Annotated in this window: 20 protein-coding genes and 3 tRNA genes; 20 read left to right on the top strand and 3 right to left on the bottom strand. The window is 51.8% G+C overall.

The features are described 5' to 3' along the window. Nucleotides 1-18 precede the first annotated feature (18 nt). A complete protein-coding gene (locus tag ACFQ2I_RS12915) occupies nt 19-396 on the top strand; it encodes a DUF5665 domain-containing protein (RefSeq protein WP_377564781.1) in 378 nt (125 codons plus the stop codon). On the opposite strand, the gene ACFQ2I_RS12910 is transcribed toward ACFQ2I_RS12915, so the two are convergent. After that, a complete protein-coding gene (locus tag ACFQ2I_RS12910) occupies nt 393-1,106 on the bottom strand; it encodes a TraR/DksA C4-type zinc finger protein (protein WP_377564747.1) in 714 nt (237 codons plus the stop codon). The genes ACFQ2I_RS12915 and ACFQ2I_RS12910 overlap by 4 nt on opposite strands. A gap of 180 nt (nt 1,107-1,286) precedes the next feature. Between ACFQ2I_RS12910 and lspA the strand changes: the two genes are divergently transcribed. The 16 genes from lspA (at nt 1,287) to ACFQ2I_RS12830 (ending at nt 22,276) form a co-directional block, all read left to right on the top strand. Next, nucleotides 1,287-1,808, top strand: coding sequence for a signal peptidase II (gene lspA, locus ACFQ2I_RS12905; protein ID WP_377564745.1), 522 nt, complete (start codon nt 1,287-1,289; stop codon nt 1,806-1,808). Beyond that, entirely contained in the window at nt 1,789-2,733 is a 945-nt protein-coding gene (locus ACFQ2I_RS12900) for an RluA family pseudouridine synthase (RefSeq protein WP_377564743.1), read from the top strand. Before lspA ends, ACFQ2I_RS12900 begins: the two co-directional genes overlap by 20 nt. A 152-nt stretch (nt 2,734-2,885) precedes the next feature. Next, entirely contained in the window at nt 2,886-4,121 is a 1,236-nt protein-coding gene (locus tag ACFQ2I_RS12895) for an LL-diaminopimelate aminotransferase (RefSeq protein ID WP_377564741.1), read from the top strand. Between the two features lie 288 nt (nt 4,122-4,409). Then, the gene (gene pyrR, locus ACFQ2I_RS12890) at nt 4,410-4,985 is read left to right on the top strand and encodes a bifunctional pyr operon transcriptional regulator/uracil phosphoribosyltransferase PyrR (RefSeq protein WP_377564739.1); all 576 of its coding nucleotides are present in this window, start codon (nt 4,410-4,412) and stop codon (nt 4,983-4,985) included. Beyond that, nucleotides 4,982-5,881, top strand: coding sequence for an aspartate carbamoyltransferase catalytic subunit (locus tag ACFQ2I_RS12885; RefSeq protein ID WP_377564737.1), 900 nt, complete (start codon nt 4,982-4,984; stop codon nt 5,879-5,881). Before pyrR ends, ACFQ2I_RS12885 begins: the two co-directional genes overlap by 4 nt. 43 nt (nt 5,882-5,924) lie before the next feature. Next, nucleotides 5,925-7,211 carry a dihydroorotase gene (locus ACFQ2I_RS12880; protein ID WP_377564735.1) on the top strand — a complete coding sequence of 429 codons (1,287 nt, stop codon included), beginning with the start codon at nt 5,925-5,927 and terminating at the stop codon, nt 7,209-7,211. A gap of 43 nt (nt 7,212-7,254) precedes the next feature. Then, complete coding sequence (locus tag ACFQ2I_RS12875; RefSeq protein WP_377564733.1) at nt 7,255-8,400, top strand: carbamoyl phosphate synthase small subunit; 1,146 nt, start codon at nt 7,255-7,257, stop codon at nt 8,398-8,400. After that, nucleotides 8,387-11,605, top strand: a complete 3,219-nt coding sequence (gene carB, locus ACFQ2I_RS12870; RefSeq protein ID WP_377564731.1) for a carbamoyl-phosphate synthase large subunit — start codon at nt 8,387-8,389, stop codon at nt 11,603-11,605. The genes ACFQ2I_RS12875 and carB overlap by 14 nt, the downstream gene beginning before the upstream one ends. 15 nt (nt 11,606-11,620) lie before the next feature. Next, on the top strand, nt 11,621-12,355 hold the full coding sequence (gene pyrF / locus ACFQ2I_RS12865) for an orotidine-5'-phosphate decarboxylase (protein WP_377564729.1): 735 nt from the start codon (nt 11,621-11,623) through the stop codon (nt 12,353-12,355). Continuing rightward, complete coding sequence (pyrE, locus tag ACFQ2I_RS12860; RefSeq protein WP_377564727.1) at nt 12,348-12,995, top strand: orotate phosphoribosyltransferase; 648 nt, start codon at nt 12,348-12,350, stop codon at nt 12,993-12,995. Before pyrF ends, pyrE begins: the two co-directional genes overlap by 8 nt. A 120-nt stretch (nt 12,996-13,115) precedes the next feature. After that, entirely contained in the window at nt 13,116-14,843 is a 1,728-nt protein-coding gene (locus ACFQ2I_RS12855) for a methyl-accepting chemotaxis protein (protein WP_377564725.1), read from the top strand. 183 nt (nt 14,844-15,026) lie between these two features. Further along, complete coding sequence (locus ACFQ2I_RS12850; RefSeq protein ID WP_377564723.1) at nt 15,027-15,821, top strand: ABC transporter ATP-binding protein; 795 nt, start codon at nt 15,027-15,029, stop codon at nt 15,819-15,821. Continuing rightward, nucleotides 15,787-16,860, top strand: coding sequence for an efflux RND transporter periplasmic adaptor subunit (locus ACFQ2I_RS12845; protein ID WP_377564721.1), 1,074 nt, complete (start codon nt 15,787-15,789; stop codon nt 16,858-16,860). The genes ACFQ2I_RS12850 and ACFQ2I_RS12845 overlap by 35 nt, the downstream gene beginning before the upstream one ends. Nucleotides 16,861-16,863: 3 nt before the next feature. Continuing rightward, nucleotides 16,864-19,725 carry an ABC transporter permease gene (locus tag ACFQ2I_RS12840; protein ID WP_377564719.1) on the top strand — a complete coding sequence of 954 codons (2,862 nt, stop codon included), beginning with the start codon at nt 16,864-16,866 and terminating at the stop codon, nt 19,723-19,725. Nucleotides 19,726-19,731: 6 nt separating this feature from the next. Beyond that, the gene (locus ACFQ2I_RS12835) at nt 19,732-20,631 is read left to right on the top strand and encodes an ABC transporter ATP-binding protein (protein WP_377564717.1); all 900 of its coding nucleotides are present in this window, start codon (nt 19,732-19,734) and stop codon (nt 20,629-20,631) included. Further along, nucleotides 20,621-22,276, top strand: coding sequence for an ABC transporter substrate-binding protein (locus ACFQ2I_RS12830; protein ID WP_377564715.1), 1,656 nt, complete (start codon nt 20,621-20,623; stop codon nt 22,274-22,276). Before ACFQ2I_RS12835 ends, ACFQ2I_RS12830 begins: the two co-directional genes overlap by 11 nt. Nucleotides 22,277-22,322: 46 nt before the next feature. Here ACFQ2I_RS12830 and ACFQ2I_RS12825 read toward each other — a convergent pair whose 3' ends face one another. Then, on the bottom strand, nt 22,323-22,850 hold the full coding sequence (locus tag ACFQ2I_RS12825) for a 2'-5' RNA ligase family protein (RefSeq protein ID WP_377564713.1): 528 nt from the start codon (nt 22,848-22,850) through the stop codon (nt 22,323-22,325). 397 nt (nt 22,851-23,247) lie between these two features. Here ACFQ2I_RS12825 and ACFQ2I_RS12820 point away from each other — a divergent pair. The 3 genes from ACFQ2I_RS12820 to ACFQ2I_RS12810 all read left to right on the top strand — a co-directional run bounded on the left by ACFQ2I_RS12820 (nt 23,248) and on the right by ACFQ2I_RS12810 (nt 23,544). Beyond that, a tRNA-Met gene (locus ACFQ2I_RS12820) sits at nt 23,248-23,324 on the top strand. A 37-nt stretch (nt 23,325-23,361) separates the two neighbouring features. Then, nucleotides 23,362-23,438: transfer RNA gene (locus ACFQ2I_RS12815), tRNA-Ile, on the top strand. Between the two features lie 20 nt (nt 23,439-23,458). Then, nucleotides 23,459-23,544 (top strand) — tRNA-Leu (locus ACFQ2I_RS12810). A 437-nt stretch (nt 23,545-23,981) separates the two neighbouring features. Here the strand turns inward: ACFQ2I_RS12810 and ACFQ2I_RS12805 are convergent. Continuing rightward, nucleotides 23,982-24,616: transposase (locus tag ACFQ2I_RS12805; protein WP_377564711.1), on the bottom strand; the 635-nt coding region annotated here is incomplete at its 5' end.

The following is a 24,616-nucleotide window of genomic DNA, read 5'->3' as shown; positions in this document are numbered from 1 at the left end:
AAGGAGATTTCCGGTATGATGAAAAAGAGAGGGCAAAAAGGCTATAACGTGAAGCTTACAGAGCAAGCTGAGCAGGAGCAAGAGACTGATTTCCGAGCATTGCATCAATCGCTCGGAGCGCTCAATAAGCGCATGCAGCATATCGCATCGCAGATGGAACGAACGCATATTGCGGATTATATCGATCTTCTGAATCGGCCATTCAAGCTTATGTGGCGCAACTTGTTAGCGGGAATGGCCCGAGGAATCGGTATTGCGATCGGCTTTACGTTCTTCGCAGCGACTATTTTGTACGTGCTACAGATTCTGGGTGCGCTTAATCTGCCCATAATCGGAGACTACATAGCGGATATCGTCAGAATCGTTCAAATGCAGCTTGATGTAAAAAACTATTAAGCTTCCGCATCAAGGCCATGATCGCCTTCATCGCTGTGTATATAATCGTCATACTCGCGATTGCGAATGACGGTTACATGCCTGCCCGTAATGTCGGTGGCAAGAAAGCTCTCCATCGCTTCCACATAACCGTCATTCTCCTCCGCATCAATGGCGATATGATTGTAATCGGGGGCGTCCCGATTCTCCGACATTGCGGGCGAATCGGAGTTGCCCCAATTCTCTACGATCTGCCAGCTGTCCTCGCCGTCGAAGCCGCTATACTCATGTTCATCCATGCTGGTACGGCCGAATGGGGGATGCAGGAACTGCTCCTCCACAGGACGTTTGTCGGACAGCAGGGAACGGGGAGCATGCTGAATGCAATACAAGCAATCGGGCAGCGCATTCAGCCGCTCGAACGGGATCGGCTCGCCGCATGAGGCGCATTGGCCGTAAGAGCCATCCTCAATTGCTCTTAATGCTGCCTCTATCCGTTGCATGTGAAGTTCTTGCTGCTCCAGAAGGGCGATATCCTTACCGCGCTCGTACAGCTCTGTTCCTAAGTCTCCGGGATGATTGTCGATTGGAGACAGCTCTCCCGTCTCGTCTCTAAGCGAGCGGGCAAGGCCGTCATGTTCGGACTTCATAATGTTGGATTGTATCGCCTCATATTCATCCTTCAGTCGGCTGCGCAGCAAGTCGAGCTGATTAGGTGATAGATCATTCATCTTGAAGCTCCTCCTTCTGCATGCTTGTGAATCAAGCTTAGTTTGACCGCAAGGCAGCTCTTTAACTAGTGGACATGCATGGAAGGACAAGTCGAAGGAAAGACTGAAGGCTTGCTGGCTCGTTGGCAGCCCAATATGATACACTTAGATGAATTGATTACCGACTTTAGGAGTGATGGGATGCGTTATTACTTTTATTGGATCAGCTTATTGGTGCTTGCATTGGATTTCATCACCAAGCTGATCGTGAAAACAAAAATGAATATCGATGATGAAATAAGTATAATCGGTAATTTCTTTCTTATCACTTCACACCGCAATCGTGGGGCCGCTTTTGGCATTTTGCAGGAACAGAGAACTTTTTTTATCATTGTTACCGTCATAATTGTAATTGGTCTGATATGGTACATACAAATGATGAGAAAGTCTGCCAAGCCGGTGCTTATGATCGGGCTAGGGCTTGTACTTGGCGGCGCCGTCGGCAACTTCATCGATCGAGTCCGGTTCGGCGAAGTGGTGGACTTCTTTAAATTCAATTTTGGAAGCTATACCTTCCCGATCTTCAACATTGCGGATTCCGCGATCGTCATTGGCGTAGGGCTTATTATGCTGGATACGCTGCTTGGCATGAAGGAAGAAAAGGCTCGAATGAGAAGAGACGACGGCAAGGAGCAAGAGGATCATGAACAGCAAACGGTATAAGGAGCAAGACGAAGTGATGGAATGGGACATACAAGAGGGGGATGTCGGAGAGCGAATCGACAAGTGGCTGACGGATATGCTGGATGAGCAATCCGTATCCCGGACGGCAGTTCAGGATTGGGTCAAGCGCGGATTGGCGCAAGTGAACGGATCTTCGGTGAAGCCCAATTACAAGCTTGCGACATCCGATCGTGTGGAGCTGAAGCTGCCGGAACCGGAAGCGGCGGAGATTCAGGCTGAGGCCATAGCGTTGGATATCGTCTATGAGGATTCCGACGTTATTATCGTGAACAAGCCGCGCGGCATGGTCGTGCATCCCGCGCCCGGGCATATGACCGGTACGCTGGTTAATGCATTGATGCATCATTGCCGAGATCTGTCCGGCATTAACGGGTTGCTGCGTCCTGGCATTGTGCATCGCATCGACAAGGATACGACGGGCTTGCTAATGGCTGCCAAGAACGATCTGGCCCATCATTCTTTGGCGGAGCAGCTGAAGGAGCACTCTGTAACTCGCAAATATGTGGCACTCATTCATGGCGATCTGCCGCATGACAATGGTACGATCAATGCGCCAATCGGCCGGGACCCGCATGACCGCAAGATGTTTACCGTGACAGACAGGGGAGCGAAGGAAGCCGTCACCCACTTCGCTGTGTTGGAACGGCTCGCTGGCTATACGCTCGTAGAGCTGCAGCTGGAGACGGGGAGAACGCATCAAATTCGCGTCCATATGAAATACATCGGCCATCCCCTTGCAGGCGATCCGGTGTACGGTAGGAGCAAGACGGTCGTGTTGGATGGACAGGCTCTGCATGCTGGTGTATTGGGTTTTACCCATCCTCGAAGCGGGGAACGGTTGGAGTTTCGGGCTGATATGCCTCAGGATATGAAGCATGTGTTGGAAAGCTTGCGCAAGTCGTAAGCTTTCTTTTTTCTGTTCGAAGAATGCGGTGGTGTGCTTGGCAAAAACAAATAGTGCAAACTTTTGCTCATATTATTCATTATGGCAGACCGCTTTCTGCGTTATTCTTGACATGATGAGGATAATAATGAATAAGGATAGGTGATTCCAATATGACGCACATTAATGAAAACTTTCTGGAGCTGCAGGGCAGCTATTTGTTCTCCGAGATTGCCAAGCGGCGAACGAAATATATCGCAGATAACCCCAATGCGGAGATCATTAGTCTCGGAATCGGAGATGTGACGAGAGCTTTACCCAATGCGGTCATTCAAGCTATGCATAGCGCAGTCGACGAACTTGCCGCACCTCACTCCTTCCGCGGATACGGGCCGGAGCAAGGCTACGATTTCCTCATCAACGCCATAATCGAACACGATTATAAGACTAGAGGCGTCGAGCTCGCTGGTAACGAGATATTCGTCAGCGACGGTTCCAAATGCGACGTCGGCAATATCCAAGAGATTTTCAGTGCGGACAGTATCATTGCCGTTCAAGACCCTGTCTATCCCGTCTATGTGGATACGAATGTGATGGCTGGCCGCTCCGGCAAATATAATGAAGCAGCGAAGCGATTTGACAATATTGTATATTTGGACTGTACTGCTGAAAACGCGTTTAAGCCAAGTCTTCCCAAGGACAACGTGGATTTGATCTACTTGTGCTATCCGAACAACCCGACGGGAATGACGCTTACCAAAGACGAGCTGAAGGTATGGGTCGACTACGCTCGGGCGAACAAGTGCGTTATTCTGTTCGATTCCGCATACGAAGCCTTCATTCAGGAAGCTGACGTTCCGCATAGCATCTATGAGGTGGAGGGGGCCAGGGAAGTGGCGATTGAGTTCCGCAGCTTCTCCAAGACAGCCGGATTCACCGGCGTCCGCTGCGCCTATACGGTCGTGCCGCGCGAGCTGAAGGGATTCGACGCCAGCGGCAATGATGTACTTATCAACGACCTGTGGAACCGCAGGCATACAACGAAATTCAATGGTGTATCCTATGTAACACAGCGCGGAGCTGCCGCAATCTATTCGCCCGAAGGCAAGGAGCAGATTGCGTCTCTCGTCCGATCTTATATGTCCAATGCGGAGACGATCCGCGACGGACTCGCATCGCTGGGACTGGATGTATACGGAGGGGTAAATGCGCCATATCTATGGTTGAAGACGCCGCAGGGCCTGGATTCGTGGACGTTCTTCGACAAGCTGCTGACAGAGGCGAACATTGTGGGCACGCCGGGCGTCGGCTTCGGACAGAGCGGTCAAGGATACTTCCGACTTACGGCATTCGGCAGTCGTGAGAATACAGAGAAGGCAGTGGAGCGCATCCGCAAGCTGGCCTTATAGAAGTAACGGATCTAAGCTTGACAGAACATGTCGAACGTGGGATAATTCTAATGATACGAAGCAGTACCTTTAACTCAGTCCCGTGAGGCTGGCAAGGTAGCGTGATTCACAGGTCAATAAGAAGAAGAACGAAGCGTCTTCGCACAGTATCTCTTGATGGATGAGTACTGGGGAAGGTGCGTTTCTTCAGGCTGAATCTCACAACTCCTTGCGCTTGCCGCAAGGAGTTTTTTGTGCGACGCTGCCGGCGGGCAATGGTGAACAAGCCAGAGAAGGGAGTTCTCGGTTATGACGGAAGCTGAACACTTGATCATTATGGATGAAGCGGCAATCAGACGGGCGCTGACGCGCATTGCCCATGAGATTGTCGAGAAGAACAAGGGAATCGAGAATTGTGTCATCGTCGGCATTCGCACCAGAGGCATCTATCTGGCTGAGCGAATAGCGGAACGCATAGCGGAAATTGAAGGCAAGCCGGTGCCAGTTCAGGAGCTGGACATTACCTCCTATCGCGACGATCGACTGGAAGTCACTTCCATGTGTGTTGAAGCGGCGGCTGAACCGGGCGCCGCGAATAACGCAAAGCTGTCAGTTAGGGACAAGAGAGTCATTTTGTTCGATGATGTTCTGTATACGGGACGAACGATACGCGCGGCGCTAGATGCAATTATGGACAGCGGAAGACCGCAGAGCGTGCAATTGGCTGTGCTTGTCGATCGCGGCCATCGTGAGCTGCCGATCAGACCCGACTTTGTTGGCAAGAACGTACCTACCTCCAAGCAAGAGCAAATTCAGGTTTTCTTAAGTGAGATCGACCTGATGGACAGAGTGACGATTAAACATCAGAGGGGGCTTGCCAAATGACGATGACAACAACGGGAACGAGGAGTCTGCTGGGGCTCAAGCAGCTGGATGCGGACGAAATCCTGTCCATACTGGATCGTGCGGCATACTGGGAACAACATGTCGAGAAGGTGCACGATAAGCTGAAGGGGAAGTTCGCGGCAAATATGTTTTTCGAGAACAGCACTCGCACCCGCTTCTCCTTCGAAGTGGCGGAGAAGCGGCTAGGAGCCGAAGTCATTAACTTCTCGGCGGCCGCTTCCAGCGTGCAGAAAGGCGAATCCATCTATGATACGGTCAGGACGCTGGAATCGATGGGCATCGACGTCGGTATTATACGGCTGAAGCCGATCGGCGTGCTGGCGGAGCTAGCGGAGCGAATTAAAGTACCGCTGATCAATGCGGGAGACGGCAATAACGAGCATCCTACTCAAGCGCTTCTCGATCTATACACGATGCGCAAGCAATTCGGCGATATAAGAGGGTTGAATGTGGCGATTGTCGGCGATATTCTTCACAGCCGCGTTGCGCGCTCCAATCTGTACGCGTTGCGCAAGCTTGGTGCGAAGGTTAGCTTCTGCGCACCGACGAATATGGTCGCGCCGGAGCTGGATGCGCCTTATATCTCCATCGATGAAGCGCTGAAGGCCGATGTGATCATGATGCTGCGCGTTCAGCTGGAGAGGCACGAGAAGGGCATGATCACCTCCGCGGAACAATACCGCGAGCAGTATGGCCTGACGGTGGAGCGGGCGAGACAGATCGCAAGCCATTCGATCATCATGCATCCCGCGCCCGTCAATCGCAATGTGGAGATCGATGACGAGCTTGTCGAGCATCCGCAATCGCGTATTTTCCCTCAGATGGAGAATGGCGTACCGGTCAGAATGGCCGTTATCGAAAGAGCGTTCGGATAAATAAAAGTTTGTTCATACTAAAGACTGGTAGGGGGAATCGTGAATGTCTTTATGGATCATGAATGCTAGTGTGTGGAACGAGGAGCGGAGTGAGCTGGAGAGGAAGCATGTACGAATCGAAGAAGGAGTAATCGCATCGATCGTGAACGGTTCCGAGTCTGTCGACGCGGGCGGCTCCGAGACGATCGATGCGGACGGCAAGCTGCTCTCTCCCGGCTTTATCGACATGCACGTCCATCTCCGCGATCCCGGCTTCGAATATAAAGAAGATATCGAGAGCGGTTCGCGCTCGGCGGCAAAGGGCGGCTTCACGACGATCGCTTGCATGCCGAATACGCGTCCTGTTACGGACACGGCGGAGACGGTGCGCTATATCGTAGACAAGGCGAGGGACCAAGCGATAGTCAAGGTGCTTCCGTACGCAGCGATCACGAAGAGCGAGCTTGGACGGGAATTGACGGATTTCGCTTCCTTAAAGGAAGCTGGAGCGATTGGCTTTACCGACGACGGTGTCGGTGTGCAGAATGCACAGATGATGAAGGATGCAATGGCACTGGCACAATCGCTGGATATGCCGGTAATTGCTCACTGCGAGGACGACTCACTGGTGAAAGGCGCATGGGCGACGGAAGGTGAATTCTCACGGAAGCACGGCATGAAGGGGATTCCGAATGAATCCGAAGCGATACACGTCGGCCGCGATGTGCTGCTGGCCGAGGCGACAGGCGTACATTACCACGTCTGCCATGTCAGCACGGAGCAATCTGTACGCCTGATCAGACTAGCCAAGCAAGTCGGCATTCGGGTGACGGCGGAAGTGTGTCCTCACCATCTGCTGCTGTCGGATGAGGATATCCCGGGGCTGAACGATGCGAACTGGAAGATGAACCCACCGCTGCGTTCGCCGCGCGATGTGCAGGCGGTCATCGAAGCGCTGGAGGACGGTACGCTTGACATGATCGTAACGGACCATGCGCCGCACAGCGCCGAGGAGAAAGCGCGCGGAGTCGATCTGGCGCCGTTCGGAATTGTCGGCTTCGAGACGGCATTCCCGCTGCTGTATACGAAATTCGTAGAGACGGGACGTTGGACGCTCGGCTTCTTGCTGCAGCGGATGACATCCGATCCGGCCCGCGTATTCCGACTGAACTCGGGGCGGCTTGAAGTTGGAGCGCCTGCCGACCTGACGATCGTAGATCTGACGAGCGAGCGTGCTGTAGATCCCACTTCGTTCCTCTCCAAAGGGACGAATACTCCGTTCGGCGGCTGGAGCTTGAAGGGCTGGCCGATTGCGACGATTGTAGACGGCAAATTGGTATGGAGCGAATAGACAAGTATCAAGAAGATCATTAACAACTGGAGGAGTGAAAGGGATGCAAGCTAGACTATTGTTGGAAGATGGCACATTATTCACCGGCCTGTCCTTCGGTGCAGAGACCGAAATGGCAGGAGAGGTTGTATTCAATACAGGGATTACAGGCTATCAGGAGGTGCTCTCCGATCCGTCCTACTGCGGGCAGATCATCACAATGACGTATCCGCTCATCGGCAACTACGGGATTACCCGCGATGACTTCGAGTCGATCCACCCCTTTATTCACGGCTTCGTCGTTCGCCGTCATGAGCCCGTACCGAGCAACTGGCGCGCTCAATATTCGCTAGGACAACTGCTGAAGGAGCATGGTATTCCTGGTATCAGCGACATCGACACACGCATGCTGACTCGCAAGCTGCGCCATTACGGAACGATGCGGGGACTGCTGACGACCGGTAATGAGAAGCTGGAAGAGCTACAAGAGCGTCTGGCCGCTACAAGCCAGATGAGAGATCAGGTCGCCCGTACATCTACGAAGAATCTATTCTTTAGCCCAGGCAACGGCGCGCGTATCGTGCTTGTCGACTTCGGTTCGAAGAACGGCATTCTGCGCGAACTGACAAAGCGCGGCTGTGATGTAGTTGTCGTTCCTCACAATACGACTGCGGATGAGATTCGCCGTCTGGCGCCAGACGGCATCCAGTTGTCCAACGGCCCTGGGGATCCGAAGGATGTGCCGCATGCCATAGCGATGATTAAGGAGCTGCTGGGCGAGTATCCGATCTTCGGTATCTGCCTCGGGCATCAGTTGTTCGCCCTGGCATGCGGAGCGGATACGACCAAGCTTAAGTTCGGCCATCGCGGCGGCAACCATCCCGTTAAAGAACTGGCGACGAACCGCTGCTATATCACTTCGCAGAACCATAGCTACACCGTTCTGGAATCTTCGATCTCCGACACGAAGTTGGAAGTTACGCATATCAACAATAACGACAAGACGATTGAAGGACTTAAGCACAAGCAATATCCCGCATTCTCGGTGCAGTATCATCCAGAAGCGGCTCCCGGCCCACACGACTCCAGCTATCTGTTCGACAAGTTCTTGGACATGATCGCAGATTATAAAGCCAACAACCCGCAAAAACCTCGTCAAGTCTTGCTATCGGAGACGCTGAAAGGAGAGTTACAATATGCCCAAAAATAATAAGCTGAAAAAAATTCTGGTGATCGGCTCCGGACCGATTGTCATCGGACAAGCGGCAGAATTCGACTATGCCGGCACGCAAGCGTGCCAAGCTCTCAAGGAAGAGGGCTACGAGGTTGTCTTAATCAACAGCAACCCTGCAACCATCATGACGGATACGAATATGGCGGACAAGGTGTATATCGAGCCGATTACGCTAGACTTCGTCTCCCAAATCATTCGTCAGGAGCGTCCTGACGGCCTGCTGCCGACGCTGGGCGGCCAGACAGGCCTGAACATGGCGGTAGAACTGGCGCGGGCAGGCGTTCTCGAGCAGGAGAATGTACAACTGCTTGGTACGCAGCTTATGGCTATCGAGAAGGCGGAGGATCGCGACTTGTTCCGTGAGCTGATGCGTGAGCTGGAGCAGCCGGTGCCTGAAAGCGACATCGTCACAACAGTTGAAGACGCGGTTGCATTCGCCAATGAGATCGGCTATCCCATTATTGTTCGTCCTGCTTATACGCTTGGCGGCACAGGTGGTGGCATCTGCGCAGACGAAGAAGAGCTGCGCGAGGTGGTCGCTTCCGGCATTCGCTACAGCCCGATCAGCCAATGTCTGATCGAGAAGTCGATTGCAGGCATGAAGGAAGTGGAATACGAGGTTATGCGCGACGCGGGCGACAATTGTATCGTCGTCTGCAACATGGAGAACTTCGACCCTGTCGGCGTTCATACCGGAGACAGCATCGTCGTAGCGCCTTCCCAGACGCTGTCCGACCGCGAATATCAGATGCTGCGCTCGGCATCTCTGAAGATCATTCGCGCTCTGAATATCGAAGGCGGCTGCAACGTCCAGTTCGCGCTGGATCCGCATAGCTATCAATATTATGTCATCGAGGTGAATCCTCGCGTCAGCCGTTCATCTGCGCTCGCTTCCAAGGCTACGGGGTATCCCATCGCGAAGATGGCAGCTAAGATTGCTGTAGGCTATACGCTTGACGAGCTGGTCAATCCGGTTACGGGTCAGACCTACGCTTGCTTCGAGCCGACGTTGGATTATATCGTATCGAAAATCCCGCGCTGGCCGTTCGATAAATTCGTGGACGCCAATCGCAAGCTGGGCACGCAGATGAAAGCGACCGGCGAAGTGATGGCGATCGGACGCACGTTCGAGGAATCGATTCACAAGGCTGTCCGCTCACTGGAGATCGGCGCACACCGCTTGCATCTGAAGGAAGCTGCAGAGCTGGACGACGAGACGCTCCGCCATCGTATGGAGAAACCAGATGATGAGCGCATGTTCCTTGTCGCGGAAGCGTTCCGCCGCGGCTATGCGCTTCAGGATATTCAAGATATAACAAACATCGACTGGTGGTTCCTGGACAAAATCGCCGCAATCGTGGCCTTCGAGGATCGACTGCGCAAGGAAGCGACCCTGTCTGTCCAAACGTTGTATGAGGCGAAGCGGATGGGCTTCTCTGACCGCTCTATTGCAGAAATTCGCAAGGAAGGCTTCCCGAGCGGCAACCATACCATCGAAGCTGAAGTGAGAAGCTTCCGTCAGGAGAACAACATCAAGCCGGTCTACAAGATGGTTGACACTTGCGCGGCCGAGTTCGAAGCAACTACGCCTTACTATTACTCTACTTATGAAGTGGAGAACGAAGTGACGGAGACGAGCAAGCAGAAGGTGTTGGTATTGGGTTCCGGCCCTATCCGGATCGGTCAGGGCATCGAATTCGACTACTCCACTGTTCACGCGGTATGGGCAATTCAGAAGGCCGGCTATGAAGCGGTCATTATTAACAATAACCCTGAGACGGTATCGACCGACTTCAGCACTTCCGACCGGTTATACTTCGAGCCTCTGTTCTTCGAGGATGTCATGAACGTCATTGAGCAAGAACAGCCGATCGGCGTTATCGTGCAGTTCGGCGGACAGACGGCTATCAATCTGGCGGCGCCGCTGGCGAAAGCGGGCGTTCGTATTCTGGGCTCCAGCCTAGAGAGCATCGACTCGGCGGAAGACCGGAAGAAGTTCGAAGCGCTGCTTCGCAAGCTGAGCATCGCTCAGCCTGAAGGAAGCACGGTCACTACGGTTGATGATGCGGTCGTAACCGCACAGAAGCTTGGTTACCCTGTGCTTGTTCGCCCGTCTTACGTCCTGGGCGGACGCGCTATGGAGATTGTCTATTCGGATCAGGAGCTGCTGAGCTACATGGAGCAAGCAGTCAAGATCAATCCGGAGCATCCTGTTCTAATCGACCGCTACATGCTGGGCAAGGAAGCGGAAGTCGACGCGATCTGCGACGGAGATACGGTTCTCATTCCTGGCATCATGGAGCATGTGGAGCGCGCTGGCGTTCACTCTGGCGACTCCATCGCAGTCTATCCGCCGCAATCGCTGTCGGAAGAGATCAAGAAGCAGATTGTTGATGTAACGGTCAAGATTGCGAAGGAATTGAAAGTAATCGGTCTGGTTAACATTCAGTTCGTCATTCACAACGAGCAAGTGTATGTGATTGAGGTGAATCCACGCTCCTCCCGTACAGTGCCGTTCCTGAGCAAGGTGACGAATCTGCCGATGGCCAATCTGGCGACGCGCGCCATCCTGGGCGAGAAGCTGGCGGACAACGGTTATGTGGACGGCTTGTGGCCTGAAGATGAATATGTATCGGTGAAGGTGCCGGTATTCTCCTTCGCCAAGCTGCGCCGCGTCGATCCGACCCTGACGCCGGAGATGAAATCGACGGGCGAAGTGATGGGCCGCGACGTTCAATACGCGAAGGCGCTGTACAAGGGATTGATCGGCGCAGGCATGAAAATACCTGCCGCAGGCTCGATCGTCGCGACGGTAGCTGACAAGGATAAGGAAGAAGCGACGGAATTGCTGCGCGGCTTCGCCAATATCGGTTATAAGATCTACGCGACAGGCGGAACGGCTGCCACCCTGGAGCAAGCTGGATTGCATGTGACGCAAGTGAAGAAGCTGAGCGAAGGTTCGCCGAACATTCTGGATCTCGTGCGCGAAGGCAGCGTGCAGATCGTAGTCAACACATTGACGAAAGGCAAGACGCCGCAGCGCGACGGCTTCCGGATTCGTCGTGAAGCGGTAGAGAACGGCGTCGTATGCTTGACCTCGCTGGATACGGTTCGCGCATTGCTGGTCATGCTGGAGACGATCAACTTCTCCTCTCGCTCTATGCCGGTTCTGCAGAAGTAAGAGGGGGAATCAGCTATGGCATTGACAAGAGAACAAGCCGCCAAAAAGGTTATGGTCGCGCTTGACTATCCCGACTCGGCTGCCGCGGAGACGCTGATCAAGCAATTGCAAGGCATTCCCTGTTACATGAAGGTGGGCATGCAGCTGTTCTACGCTGCTGGCCCTTCCTTCGTGGCATCGTTGAAGGAACAGGGCTATCATGTGTTCCTCGATGTGAAGATGCACGATATTCCCAATACGGTTAAGGGCGGATCGGGAAGTGTGACGCGTCTGGGCGTGGACATGTTCAATGTCCATGCCGCCGGCGGCAGAGCGATGATGGAAGCGGCGCTGGAAGGCGTGGATGCGGCGATCGGAACCGGGCAGAAGAAGCCTGATGTCATTGCGGTCACGCAGCTTACCAGCACCAGTAAGACGATGATGAACGAAGAGATCGGCATAAGCGGTTCTGTGGAGGCAGCCGTTCTCCGATATGCGGAGCAGGCGCATGCCAGCGGGCTGGACGGCGTCGTCGCCGCTCCATCCGAGGTAATCGCCGTGAAGTCGGCATGCGGCGCTTCCTTCAAGACGGTCACGCCAGGCATTCGTCCTCTCGGTGTTGCGGCTGGAGACCAGTCGCGTATTATGACGCCGGGAGAAGCGCTGCGCCAAGGCACCGACTATATGGTCATCGGTCGTCCGATTACAGCGGCCCAGGACCCGAGAGCGGCGCTTGAATCTATTCTGGAGGAGTTGATCGGAATTGAGTAGTACAACGTTGACGGAGCTTCCGAACAAAATTGCAGAGCGCTTGCTGGACATAGAAGCGGTTGCTCTGTCGCCGAATGAGCCCTTCACATGGACGTCAGGACTGAAGTCTCCGATCTATTGCGACAATCGTCTGACGATGACATATCCCGACATCCGCGATATGATTGCGGAGGGATTCGTCTCACTCATTAAGGAACGTTACCCCGAGGCGGAGGTTATCGCAGGCACTTCCACCGCCGGTATTCCTCATGCCGCATGGGTGGCGTCGAAGCTGAATTTGCCTATGGCTTACATTCGCGATAAGGCGAAAGGCCACGGTAAGGGCAATCAGATCGAAGGCCGCATCATGGCGGGACAAAAAGTTGTTGTAATTGAGGATTTGATCTCCACCGGTGGAAGCTCGTTGAAAGCGGGGCTCGCTGTGCGCGAAGCAGGTGCGGAAGTGCTGGCAGTGCTGGCAATCTTCACTTATCAGTTCCAGCAGGCTTCCGATGCTTTTCTGCAAGAAAATATGCCGCTGGAGACGCTCTCTAATTATTCTGCGTTGATTGATACGGCGGTGAAGCTGGGCAAAGTGGCTGAATCCGACGTTGCCGCACTGCAGGCGTGGCGCAAAGATCCACAGTCATTTGGTAAATAACGAATCGTTGCAAGCGAAAAGAGAGTGAACCCTGCTGATGATCATCAGCAGGGTTCACTCTTTTTTTATTATTTCCGATATAAATATCAGGATTAATTTTAACGAAAAGGGGTCTTTCGGGTGAGATTAACGTTGCGTGTGAAATTGTTAATGCTGGCCATGGTGCCAATTTTGGTTTACTTGTTTACAGGGCTGTACCTCCTTGGGGAAAACCGAGCGATATTCGTGCAAATGTCAAGTTCGATATACGAATCAACTGCCAAGGTGGAATCGCTTATATTAAATGCGGACCGTGACATGTATCAAGCCTATGTCGCTTATTTGAGATTGGAATCAGGAAATGCTCAAGCATCGGAGCAGGAAGCGAATTTGGCTGACTTGACGGAGAACCGGAATCAGGTCTTCAACCGTGTAGAAGAGGCGAAAGCGTTATTGGATAAGCACGAGCTCCTTGGTCTTACGTATGAAAATTCCGGTAAAACACTGCAAGACACCTTCGATCTGTCGATTGATCAGTTTACGATCTGGTACGAGGAAGTGCTAAAGGCAACTGGTGACGGGAATGCGAAGTTGCTGGCCAGCGTTTACGATGAGCACTTTCAAAATGGCCGAGAAGGAATGAATCAGATCAGCGAAGTGCTGGACAAATACGCTTATGATACACTAACGGATATAGACGAGCAGCTAAAGGGGACACAATTGTCTTTTTTCATTGGGATGGCAGTCGTTACCGTGTTATTAATTGTATTTATGTTATATGTTGTATGGAAGATAATGGTCACGGTCAGAAATGTCATGAATAAAACGAAGAAAGTGAGTGAAGGTGACCTGACTACGACAGCGGAACAATATTATTCCAAGGATGAGCTGGGAGACATATCCCGTTCCGTAGACAGCATGATCGACGCCATGAAGGATCTTATATCTGGTATTAAACACAGTACGGCGCGCGTCAATGAATCAGCAGGGAAGCTGTCAAGCGTGTCCAGGGAATCGTCGGCCGCCGCCGAACATGTGGCTAGTCAGATCGAAGAAGTAGCCGGCAGCTCGGAACGGCAAGCCAGAGGCGCCGATGAAATCGCGCGTGCGATTGAAGAGATGACGGCAGGAGTGAACCGCATTGCTGAGAACACTTCCGCAGTAGCGGATGAAGCTAGCGCCACGACTGAGCAAGCGGATCAAGGACAAGCTGTGTTGTCTGGCCTGTCGGAGCAAATGTTGGAAGTGAAGAGCGTCATTGGCAAGCTGTCGACCGTGATTGGAACGCTGGAGCAGCGCTCAAAGGATATTGGAACGATCGTGGAGAATATTACGGCCTTCTCCAACCAGACGAATATATTATCATTGAACGCCTCGATAGAAGCAGCTAGGGCAGGCGAGCATGGAAAGGGCTTCGCCGTCGTAGCGGATGAAATCCGAAAGCTTGCCGCCAGCTCGCTGCAGTCTGCGGAACGAATCGATCAGCTAGTGAGTATGACGCGCAGTGACATATCCAATGCGTCCGGCTATATGAGTCGAACGATGGAGGAGGTAGAGAATAGCAGTGCAAGGCTCGGCGACGTAAGTGAAAATCTTCATTCTATTATTACGGCGATTACTAAAGTATCCGAGCAGCTTCAGGAGAATTCGGCAATAACCGAGCAGTTGTCGGCCGGCTCCGAGCAAGTAAGCGCGTCGGTAGCGGAGAGTGCTACGAGTGCTTCACGCAATATGGAAAAGGCTGATAGTGTAGCTGCCGCTACCGAAGAACAGCTCGCGCTCATAGAAAGTATCTCGGCGTCGGCAGACGGGCTCAACGAGGTCGTTCTTCAGCTGAACGAAGCGGTAGATCAATTTAAAGTGAAATAATAAACTCCGGCTGTACGGAATGCATCCTCATTCTGTACAGCTTTTATCATCCTATTTCGAATATTCGTAAAAAATGTTCGCAAGTTGTTGTCGGTTGCAGTAACTTTTTGCGCCATATCAACGTCTATGGTGGTAAGATTAGAATTATGAAATGAAGAGTAGAAGGGGTGGAGAGTGCAGAGTATGACCGATACAAAGAAAAGAGAGGATACCCATACTGCTGATGAACTGGGTTCTCGCAGTGACCACAGTAACCACTCCGAGAAAGAGCATCGCGCAAGGGCGTCGGGAGCTAGCAACGATACCAATGAGAAGCTGATGGCCGTCAACATGGTTGAACGGTCGTTCCCTGTGGGCGGAAGCACCCTTCACGTATTGAAGGGCATACAGATGGATATCAAGCCGCGTCAACTGGTGATGCTCAAGGGCAGATCGGGCTCCGGCAAGACGACACTGCTGAATTGTCTGGGCGGTCTGGATACGCCTAGCAAAGGCGAGATATGGTTTAATGGCTTGCCGTTCAGCAAGATGAGTGACGATGAACGAACGCTGGTGAGGCGTAGAGAGATGGGGTTTATTTTCCAGGCGTTTGCACTTATGCCCCTGTTGTCCGCTTACGAGAATGTAGAGCTGTCGCTCCGCATGGCAGGCAAGCCGCGATCGGAGTGGAAGAAGCGCGTGGAGGAATGCCTGGAGCTGGTAGGGCTGGCGAAGCGCATGCATCATCGTCCTTTTGAGTTGTCAGGCGGTGAGCAGCAGCGCGTTGCCATTGCCAAATCGATCGCTCATCGTCCGATCCTGCTGTTGGCGGATGAGCCGACCGCAGAGCTGGATACCGCAATGTCTGCGCAAATTATGTCGGTATTTCAAAATATTATCGAAACAGAAAATGTATCTATTTGCATGACTACACATGATCCTACAATTATGGAGGTTGCCGACCATGTCTATGAAATGGTGGACGGGAAGTTTATATAAACGTTCCTTGATTGCCGTTATGAGTGTATCCCTACTAGTCGCAAGCGGGTGCTCGTTGCTCCCATCGGAGAAAGAAGAGGAGCAGATTCCAATTATTACCCCGCCGAAAATATCACAAAAGCCAGAATACGAAGTGAAGACAAAGACGCTGGAAACAAAAGTTCAGGTCATTGGCAAGCTGATCTCTATGGAGGAGGAGACACTGTACTTTACGAAAGACGCGCGTCTGAAAGAACTGTATGTGAAGAGCGGCGATAAAGTGAAGACGGGGGATCTTATCGGAGAATTGGACGTCTCTGATCTGGAAAAGTCGCTCAGACTGGAGAGGATCGCCTTCCAGCGGGAAGAAAATGCGATGAAGGAGAATTTGCGCAAGCGAGACGAGATGGACCCGATGGCATTCGAGGAGCTTCGCATCTCGTTCGAGGAGAAACGTCAGCAACTGGTAGATAAGCAAGAGGAGATCGACAAGGCAACACTGTATGCGCCGTTCGACGGCACCGTTGTATCTCTGAGCGTGCAAAAGGGCGATTCCATTAAAGCTTACGACCCGGTAGCGATCGTCGCTGACACTGGCTTGATCACACCCGCGGCCAAGCTGACCAAGACGGAGCTGGAGAAGGTGGCGCCGGGCATGGAGGTTCTCGTCAGCATTAGCGGTGTAGGGGCTTTCGAAGGCAAGGTGAAGCAGCTGCCAGTGAAGTCGACGGAGAACGATAACAATAACGGTTATCCGAACCCGAACAACAATAATAAGCCGGAACGTCCCGAGGACTTCATGCTTGTGGACATTCCGAAGCTGCCCAAGGATCTGAATCGAGGTACCCCGGTCTCCATTCATGTCATTACGAAGCGGACCGAGAATGCGATTGTCATCCCGCCGGCTGCCCTGCGCAATATTGGATCTCGTACATATGTTCAAGTGATAGACAAAGAGGGCAACAAAGCAGAAGTAGATGTTGAAGTGGGGCAGCAGACTGCGACGGACGTCGAAATCTTGCAAGGACTGAAACCCGGCCAGAAAGTAGTAGGTCGATAGCTTATGGGAATCCCGCTGCTAAAATTTCTATTCCGAAAAATGTGGAACACCAAATGGATGACGTTAAGTACGCTGGCGGGCTTGATTATGGCGGTTGCGTTCGCAACAAGCATTCCGATGTACGCGGACGGCGCGCTTAAGCGTGTGGTAGCGAAGCAACTGCAAGAGAAGAGCACCGGTCTGCCGGCTGGTTCGCTGCTCATCCGCTATCAGTCAACACCTGGCGAGAAGACGGAGCTGTCCGATCTGACGGAAGTGGAGACGTATATTAACGAACAGATTCCGCAAGACGTCGGGTTCGCTTATGACGCACTCGTTCAGAATTATTCGATCCGCAGCTCGGAGGTGGTGCCGGAAGATCCATCGAAGGTCGATGCAGGACGGAATCGGCTGCTGTCCTTGCAGTCAATGTCTGGCCTGAAGGAGCAGGTCGAGATTGCACAGGGACAATGGTTCAAGGACGGGGCAGGGGGTACAGATCTGATTGAAGCCGTCATGCTGGAGGAAGCCATGTATCGCAACGATGTGCATATCGGCGATATATTCGAATATCCCGTATACGGCGGTCTTAACTTGACGCTCCGGGTGAAGATTGTCGGCGCCTTCACTCCGCTTAACGACTCCGATCCTTATTGGTATCAAGGCTTGGAAGGCATGCTGGGCTCGCTGCTTATTCATGAAGAAGCGTTCCAGCAGACGCTTCTGAAGCAATTGAATATCCCAATTCATAATGCGGTCTGGTATTATGCGTTCGATCTATCTGAGATTCAGACGAGTCAGCTAACGCCGCTGGGCAAGACGCTGGAGCGAATGAACATTGAATTGTATCAGCGCCTGAAGGATACGCGAGTGGAGTTGTCGTTCGCAGATACGCTGACGGAATTCAAGAAGCAGAGCTTGCAGCTGCAGACGCTGCTGTTTACGCTGGCGGCGCCGATGATCGCCATGGTATTTTTCTTTATCGCGATGAATGCGCGACAATCGCTCGACAAGCAGCGCAGCGATATCGCCGTACTGCGTAGCCGCGGCGCCGGCACTCGGCAGATTATTCTTATTTATCTGCTGGAAGGACTATTGCTGGGAGCCATCGCGCTGGCGGCAGGCCCGTTCATCGGCTGGTTCATGGCGAAGAGCATCGGCTCGGCCGACGGCTTCCTGTCGTTCGTGAACCGAAAGTCGATACCTGTCGGCTTCTCGACGGAGGCGATCATTGCAGGCGTCTCAGCGGTGGTGCTCGCTATACTGGCAACCGTCATTCCAGCCATTATCTACGCTCGTGCTTCTATCGTGAATTACAAGCAGGAGCTTGCTCGCTCCGACCGCAAGCCGGTATGGCAGCGCTGGTTCCTCGATGTGCTGCTGCTTGGCGCGGCGGGCTATGGCTGGTATATGTTCAATGAGAGGCAGATGCTGACGTTCCAGACGGGAATGACGACGGATCAGCTGAACGTGCAGCCGTTCCTGTTCTTTGTTCCGGCGCTCGCCATATTCGCGCTGGGCTTGTTCTTCTTACGCTTGTTCCCATGGCTGCTCAAGCTGTTCAACTGGCTCGGCAGGAAGTTTCTCCCCGTGCCGCTGTACTTGACGCTGACACAGCTCTCGCGTTCGTCGAAAGGCTATTATCCGCTTATGATATTGCTTGTATTGACGCTCGGGCTCGGCGTATACAATGCTTCGGCAGCGCGTACGATCGATCTGAATTCAACAGAACGAACGCTTTACAAATACGGTTCGGACGTTATCATTCAGACGATATGGGATGGAACCCCAGAAGCGAAGCCGCCCGGACAAGGCGATGGGCAGAATTCAGGCAATCCTGGCAACCAGGGCAATCCCGGCAATCAAGGGGGCAACCCGCCGACACGCATTCTGTACAACGAACCGCCGTTCGAGATATTCCGTTCGCTTGAAGGTGTGGAGCATGCGGCCCGCGTCCTGAAGACGAAAGGCAATGTCATAATCTCCGGTAAATCAATCGGTCAAGGCAATATTCTGGGTATAGACAATGTTGATTTTGCAGAAGTGGCTTGGTTCCGTAACGATTTGTTCCCGTACCATCCCAATATCTTCTTGAACAATATGGGCACTTACGAGCACGGAGCAATTATCCCTTCCGGCGTTGCGGAGAAGTATCAGCTGAAGCTAGGCGATATCATATCAGTCGGCTTTACGGACGGCATGGTTGAGTTCACCGTCATGGGCATCTTGCCTTATTGGCCTACTCTCTATCCGGATCAGGCGCCATTCCTGATTGCTAATCTGGACTATCTGTATGATCAGCTGCCGATCATGCCTTACGAGGTATGGCTGAAGATGGAGCCGAACGCTCCGGCGGCCCCAATTGTGGAGAAGCTTCTAGAGGCGAATATTGAGATCGCATCTTTCGAGGATGTGCGCAGTGAATTGATTACGCAATCGAAGCATCCGACCCGAGGCGGTGTATTCGGTATATTGAGTCTAGGATTCCTCGTATCGGTCATCGTAACGCTAGCCGGTTATGTGCTGTATTGGTTCTTCAATCTGTCCGGGCGAGTCGTTCAGTTCGGTGTATTGCGTGCGATGGGCTTATCCCGCAAGCAATTAACCGGGATGTTGCTGCTGGAGCAGCTGTTCACAGCAGGTCTTGCGATCGGTCTTGGCGTCTTAATCGGGAAGGCAGTCAGCTTACTGTTCCTGCCGTTCCTGCAGACGACGGAGAATGTGGCGGAGACAGTGCCGCCGTTCCGTGTCGTCTTCAATGCAAGCGATACGAATCAGCTATTCTACGTTGTCGGCTTTATGATGCTTATCGGCGCCATGCTTCTGTTCCTTCACATTCGCAGACTGAAGGTCCATCAGGCAGTCAAAATGGGAGAGGAGCGTTAAAAGCAAATGATTGATTGCGAAGGTCTTGTAAAAATATACAAGACGGAAGATTTGGAAGTCGTAGCTCTACAGGGCTTGAACCTGAAGGTAGAAGAAGGCGAGCTAATGGCTATCATCGGCAATAGCGGCAGCGGTAAGTCGACGCTGCTTAATACGCTGGGCGGTCTTGACCGTCCTTCCGCCGGACAGGTGAAGGTGGGGCCTTGGGACTTGCTTAAAATTACGGAAGAGGATCTCGTTAAATATAAGCGGGAGACGGTCGGCTTCATCTGGCAAAACAATGCCCGGAACCTGCTGCCTTATCTGTCTGCGCTGGAAAATGTGGAAATGCCGATGATTCTCTCCGGCAAAGTGGATCGCGAATATGCAAAGCAATTGCTGGAGTGGGTGGGTCTGAAGGAGCGTATGCACAATAAGCTGCACCAGCTCTCCGGCGGCGAGCAGCAGCGCGTTGCCATTGCAATATCCTTATCGAACCGCCCAAAGCTGCTGCTTGCCGATGAGCCGACGGGGTCAGTCGATACGACAACTTCAGATCTAATTATGGGCATATTCCGCCGATTGAACAAGGAGCTGGGCGTTACAATCGTCATTGTTACGCATGATATGACGCTGGCCAGCAAGGTGGATCGCGTCGTGGCGATTCGCGACGGGTTGACCAGCACGGAGTTTATTAAGCGCAATCCTAATATCGGCGAGGGCGGCGAGTTGCCTCAGACACCAGGCAAAGGCTTGCAGCAAGTGCATGAAGCCTATGTTGTCGTCGATCGCGTTGGCCGCCTGCAGGTTCCGAAGGAATTTTTGTCGGAGCTAGGCATCAAAGACAAGGCGTCGATGGAGTTCGACGGGGAGCGCATTATTATAACGTCACCTAAATCATTGGGGGGAGAACGAGATGAAGAGTAATGATAGCACAGGAATAAAGTGGAAGAAGTGGACGGCAACGGGCATGTCGCTGGTCCTGGCGACAGGCTTGCTGGCCGGATGCAGCGGTGGCAACGATCCAGGCAAGCAGGAGAATCAGGTTGTGCGTATCGGGGTGCTCTATGGCGGTCCCGACAATGAGCCTTACTTCCGCCAGCAATATACGGATATGTATGAAATGATGAATCCGAATGTCCAGTTCGAGATCGTCACGGCCGTCAATTACGACGATCAGCGTTATATGCAGCAGAAGCCCGGTGAAGAAGTAGAGCGGCCCAATCCTTACGAGGAAATGAAAAACCTTATGACCGGCAACAATCCCGTTGACGTCGTCGTCATCGATTACAGTATGCTTCGGAGATTTACGCAAGACAACTTGCTACAGCCGCTTGATCCGCATATTCAGAAGGATGAATTCGATTTGACGGATTACGTAGACACCGTCATAGAAGGCATCAAGCAAGCCGGTGACAATCAGATATTCGCCTTAACGCCTACCTTCACTTCTTCTGCGCTTTATTACAACAAGAAGATTTTCGCCGACAACAATATTGAGCCGCCGCAGGATAAAATGCAGTGGACTGATATTCTAAACCTGGCTCGCCAAGTGAGCAGCGGCGAAGGGGAGGACCGGATATTCGGCTTCTCGTTCAATCGCTGGAGTAACGACGGCTTCAGTAGCGTAATGAGTTATAGCGAGAGCTTGCAGCTGAAAATGTGGGATGACAAAGGCGAGAAAATGCTGGTGAACAGCGATGGCTGGGCCAATGCGTGGGATACCGTTCACAAGTTGTACCAAGAAGATATCGTTCCTGATGAAGAGTTCATGCAACTCATGTATAGTAAAATGGCCTCCAGTGACGGCTCATATCAGTACGATCCATTCGGTGGCGATCTGTTCCTGAAGGGCAAAGTTGCGATGACGATCGACGGCTATTATTATATCAATGAGCTCAGAAGGGCGAACGATAGCGCTGACAAGATTGAAAACTTCGAAATGGTAGACTGGGATGTCGTTACGGTGCCGACGCATTCAAGCGCTCCGGACATTGGCGGCAATATATATCTGAGCCAGCTGATGGGAATCAACGCAAAGGCGCCTAACCCGGAAGGCGCATGGGATTTCATCAAATTCTCCAACAGTGAGGATTGGGCGAAGCTGAAATCCAGAAGCTTGCATGAACTGGTTGCACGCAAGCAATTCCTGAAGCCAATCGCGGGTATGGATTACAACGTCGATGCATTCACGACGCTTAAGCCGATTCCGCCGTCCTCTGTCGACGAGGAAAGGATCTATCAAGACAATCCAGGCATATGGGAAGTGCAAAACGTTGGCCGGGAGATGTTCCAGAAGGTGTTGAGCGGCGAGATGGATACCCGTCAAGCGCTTGCGGAATGGGAAGTGAGGGGCAATGAAATCCTTCAGCGCATGCCTGGTGAGGGCGGCGTTATTGAACCGATGCCAATGCCGAGAGTGACGGAAGAAGTAACGGAAGAGATGCCAGCAGAAGATACAGCTACAGAAGCTAGCGGCGAAGCGGCATCGGAGGAGACTACGGTTGACGAAGCTGTTACGAATGACTCCGCAGTGGAAAATTCTGCTTCAATGAACAATGCTTCTGAATAAGTAGAACCACGATCCGCAAGCGTTTCGGCGCTTGCGGATTTTTGTCTCATTGCGCTTGAGGCGCCTCTCCAAGCAGAAACGACTGATAAGAGGTCCAACCGCCTTGCTCCGTCTGGTATAACAAATGAAACCGATCGATATGCGAAGTCAAGGACAATTCTCTCAAGCGGAGGTTACCGTAAATATCATGTAGCTCATCAGAAGCCATATTCTGGCCTATGGTGACATGCGGTGTGAATACGTATCGTTCCTCGTATAATGCGAGCGGCCCCCCACATATAGCGTTATGAAGATTCTCAACGGGAGTAGGGTCTTCAAGGGCGAAGTAGAGTACATGATTGACCGGGAAAAAGGTGGAAACACGGTTAAAATGAACAGTGAATGGCTGAAAAGCGGTAGCTACTTGTTCTAAATGCCGGATGGCCGCCTCAAGCGTCGCCTTGTTCCATTCTTCCGGATCGCGAAGCGTCATATGAGCCGGAATATGGCAGTAATGCGGATCGTAGCGTATTCTCCAATTATTCGCTTCGTCCTGGACACTTCGATCCGGGAAGATAGCTATACCGTACTGCATCCCATCAGCTCCTTCGTTCATTACTTTCTTATAGTATACCCTAATCGCTGTTATGCTAAGAACAAATCATGCTTGCAATTGACTGTATTTGGGTAATCTAATTGTTAACCGATAAGATGCAAGTGAGGGAGAGGGCAATGTTGAGATGGGTCTATTGGCTTCGGCTATATGATACGAAATTTCAGGCCGGTTGCTTGTTAAGGCGTATGGAAAACGATTGGTGGATTTACGGCTATGATTGTCCGCAAGAAGCGGAAATATTCCGGTCCAAAAAGGGAAGATACGGAGTCAGATACTTGCCATAAACGAAATTAGAAAAAAATGCTTGACTATAAGACTGTTTATATAGTATATTATTTTATGTCGCCGTTAAAATTCTTCTGCAAATATTGGATGACGCGGGGTGGAGCAGCTCGGTAGCTCGTCGGGCTCATAACCCGAAGGTCGCAGGTTCAAATCCTGCCCCCGCAACCAAACTTTCGACTAAATGTGTACTCATTTATAGAAGCGAGGGCCCTTAGCTCAGTTGGTTAGAGCGGTCGGCTCATAACCGATTGGCCGGGGGTTCGAGTCCCTCAGGGCCCACCATTTGTAGAAGGATTTACCGTGCCGGGGTGGCGGAACTGGCAGACGCACAGGACTTAAAATCCTGCGGTGGGTGACCACCGTACGGGTTCGATTCCCGTCCTCGGCATACAAGCAAGAAACCTTGAGAAATCAAGGTTTTTTCTTTTGTGTTGAGAATGATCTAGTCAAACACCATTCTACCAAAGATTGGCGCACTTTTTTGCTTTCTTAATTCTGGATGGATAAAAGAAATTTTATGAATCTTATTATCATATCATTCGTATTTATCAAAAAATTACATCTAGAAATAAAACGGAGGAAAAATAATGAAGTTTTTTTGGAGTTTTTGGGGTTTTTTAAAAGTTTGGAACTGGAATGTTATATTAACCTGAATTACGAAAGTGCATAAGTACAAGCTTCTCCTAAAAGCGGGATAGGAAACATCATCCAGTTATGGTGGTGATTTTTCAACAAGTTTAGAGTCTTTGTAGAAATTGCAGACAACTTCCCCCTCCCCACATGAAGGGGCAACGGAGTTTCCAATACTTATTTTGGGATTATCAATCATTCCAATAAAATACTTTTTCGTTCCATTCGAAGCCACGCCCAGCGGTTTTGGAACGACTCAGCCAGCTTCAAGGTAAACTGACGACCGCTTCGAACGAGTACGCCAGCACACTGGATAAATTCCCGACGAAACCGCTGAATGGTAAATGATCGTTGAATCGGATCACAACATTGAAGCTTAAAGCGCTCGAACAGATTGTAAGCCAGCAGTTTCAGCAAGAGATCCATCTCATTCGCAGCAAAGGATTGTGTTGCGATACGGTGGATTGCAAAACCGTTTTTTCCTTCTTTGATGTAGTTTTCCATACAGCAGCGTTGGTTATAGAATCGCCATACGTCGATGGCTTCCCAGCTTTCTGTTGTGACCATAGCTTCATATTGCCAGAACGTATCCAGCTCAAGCAGTGGATGATCATCAGCGTAACGCTGCATCTTTCGAATGACAGCCACACGCCGCGTCTTGAGCCAAGTACTTGCTTTGTAGAACAGAACAATCCCTTCGATGATCCAATCCTCATCAACAAAGCGCGTCCAGTGTTTACATTCACTTACTTGCTGGGCAAGACGACTGGTCCATTTTAATTTGCCGACATACCCGATTTGACGGGATTCCCAGAAATCATAGAAGTCTT

This window comes from Paenibacillus chungangensis (genome assembly GCF_042675905.1).
GTDB lineage: Bacteria > Bacillota > Bacilli > Paenibacillales > Paenibacillaceae > Pristimantibacillus > Pristimantibacillus chungangensis.
This window is presented reverse-complemented; position numbering and strand designations above follow the sequence as displayed.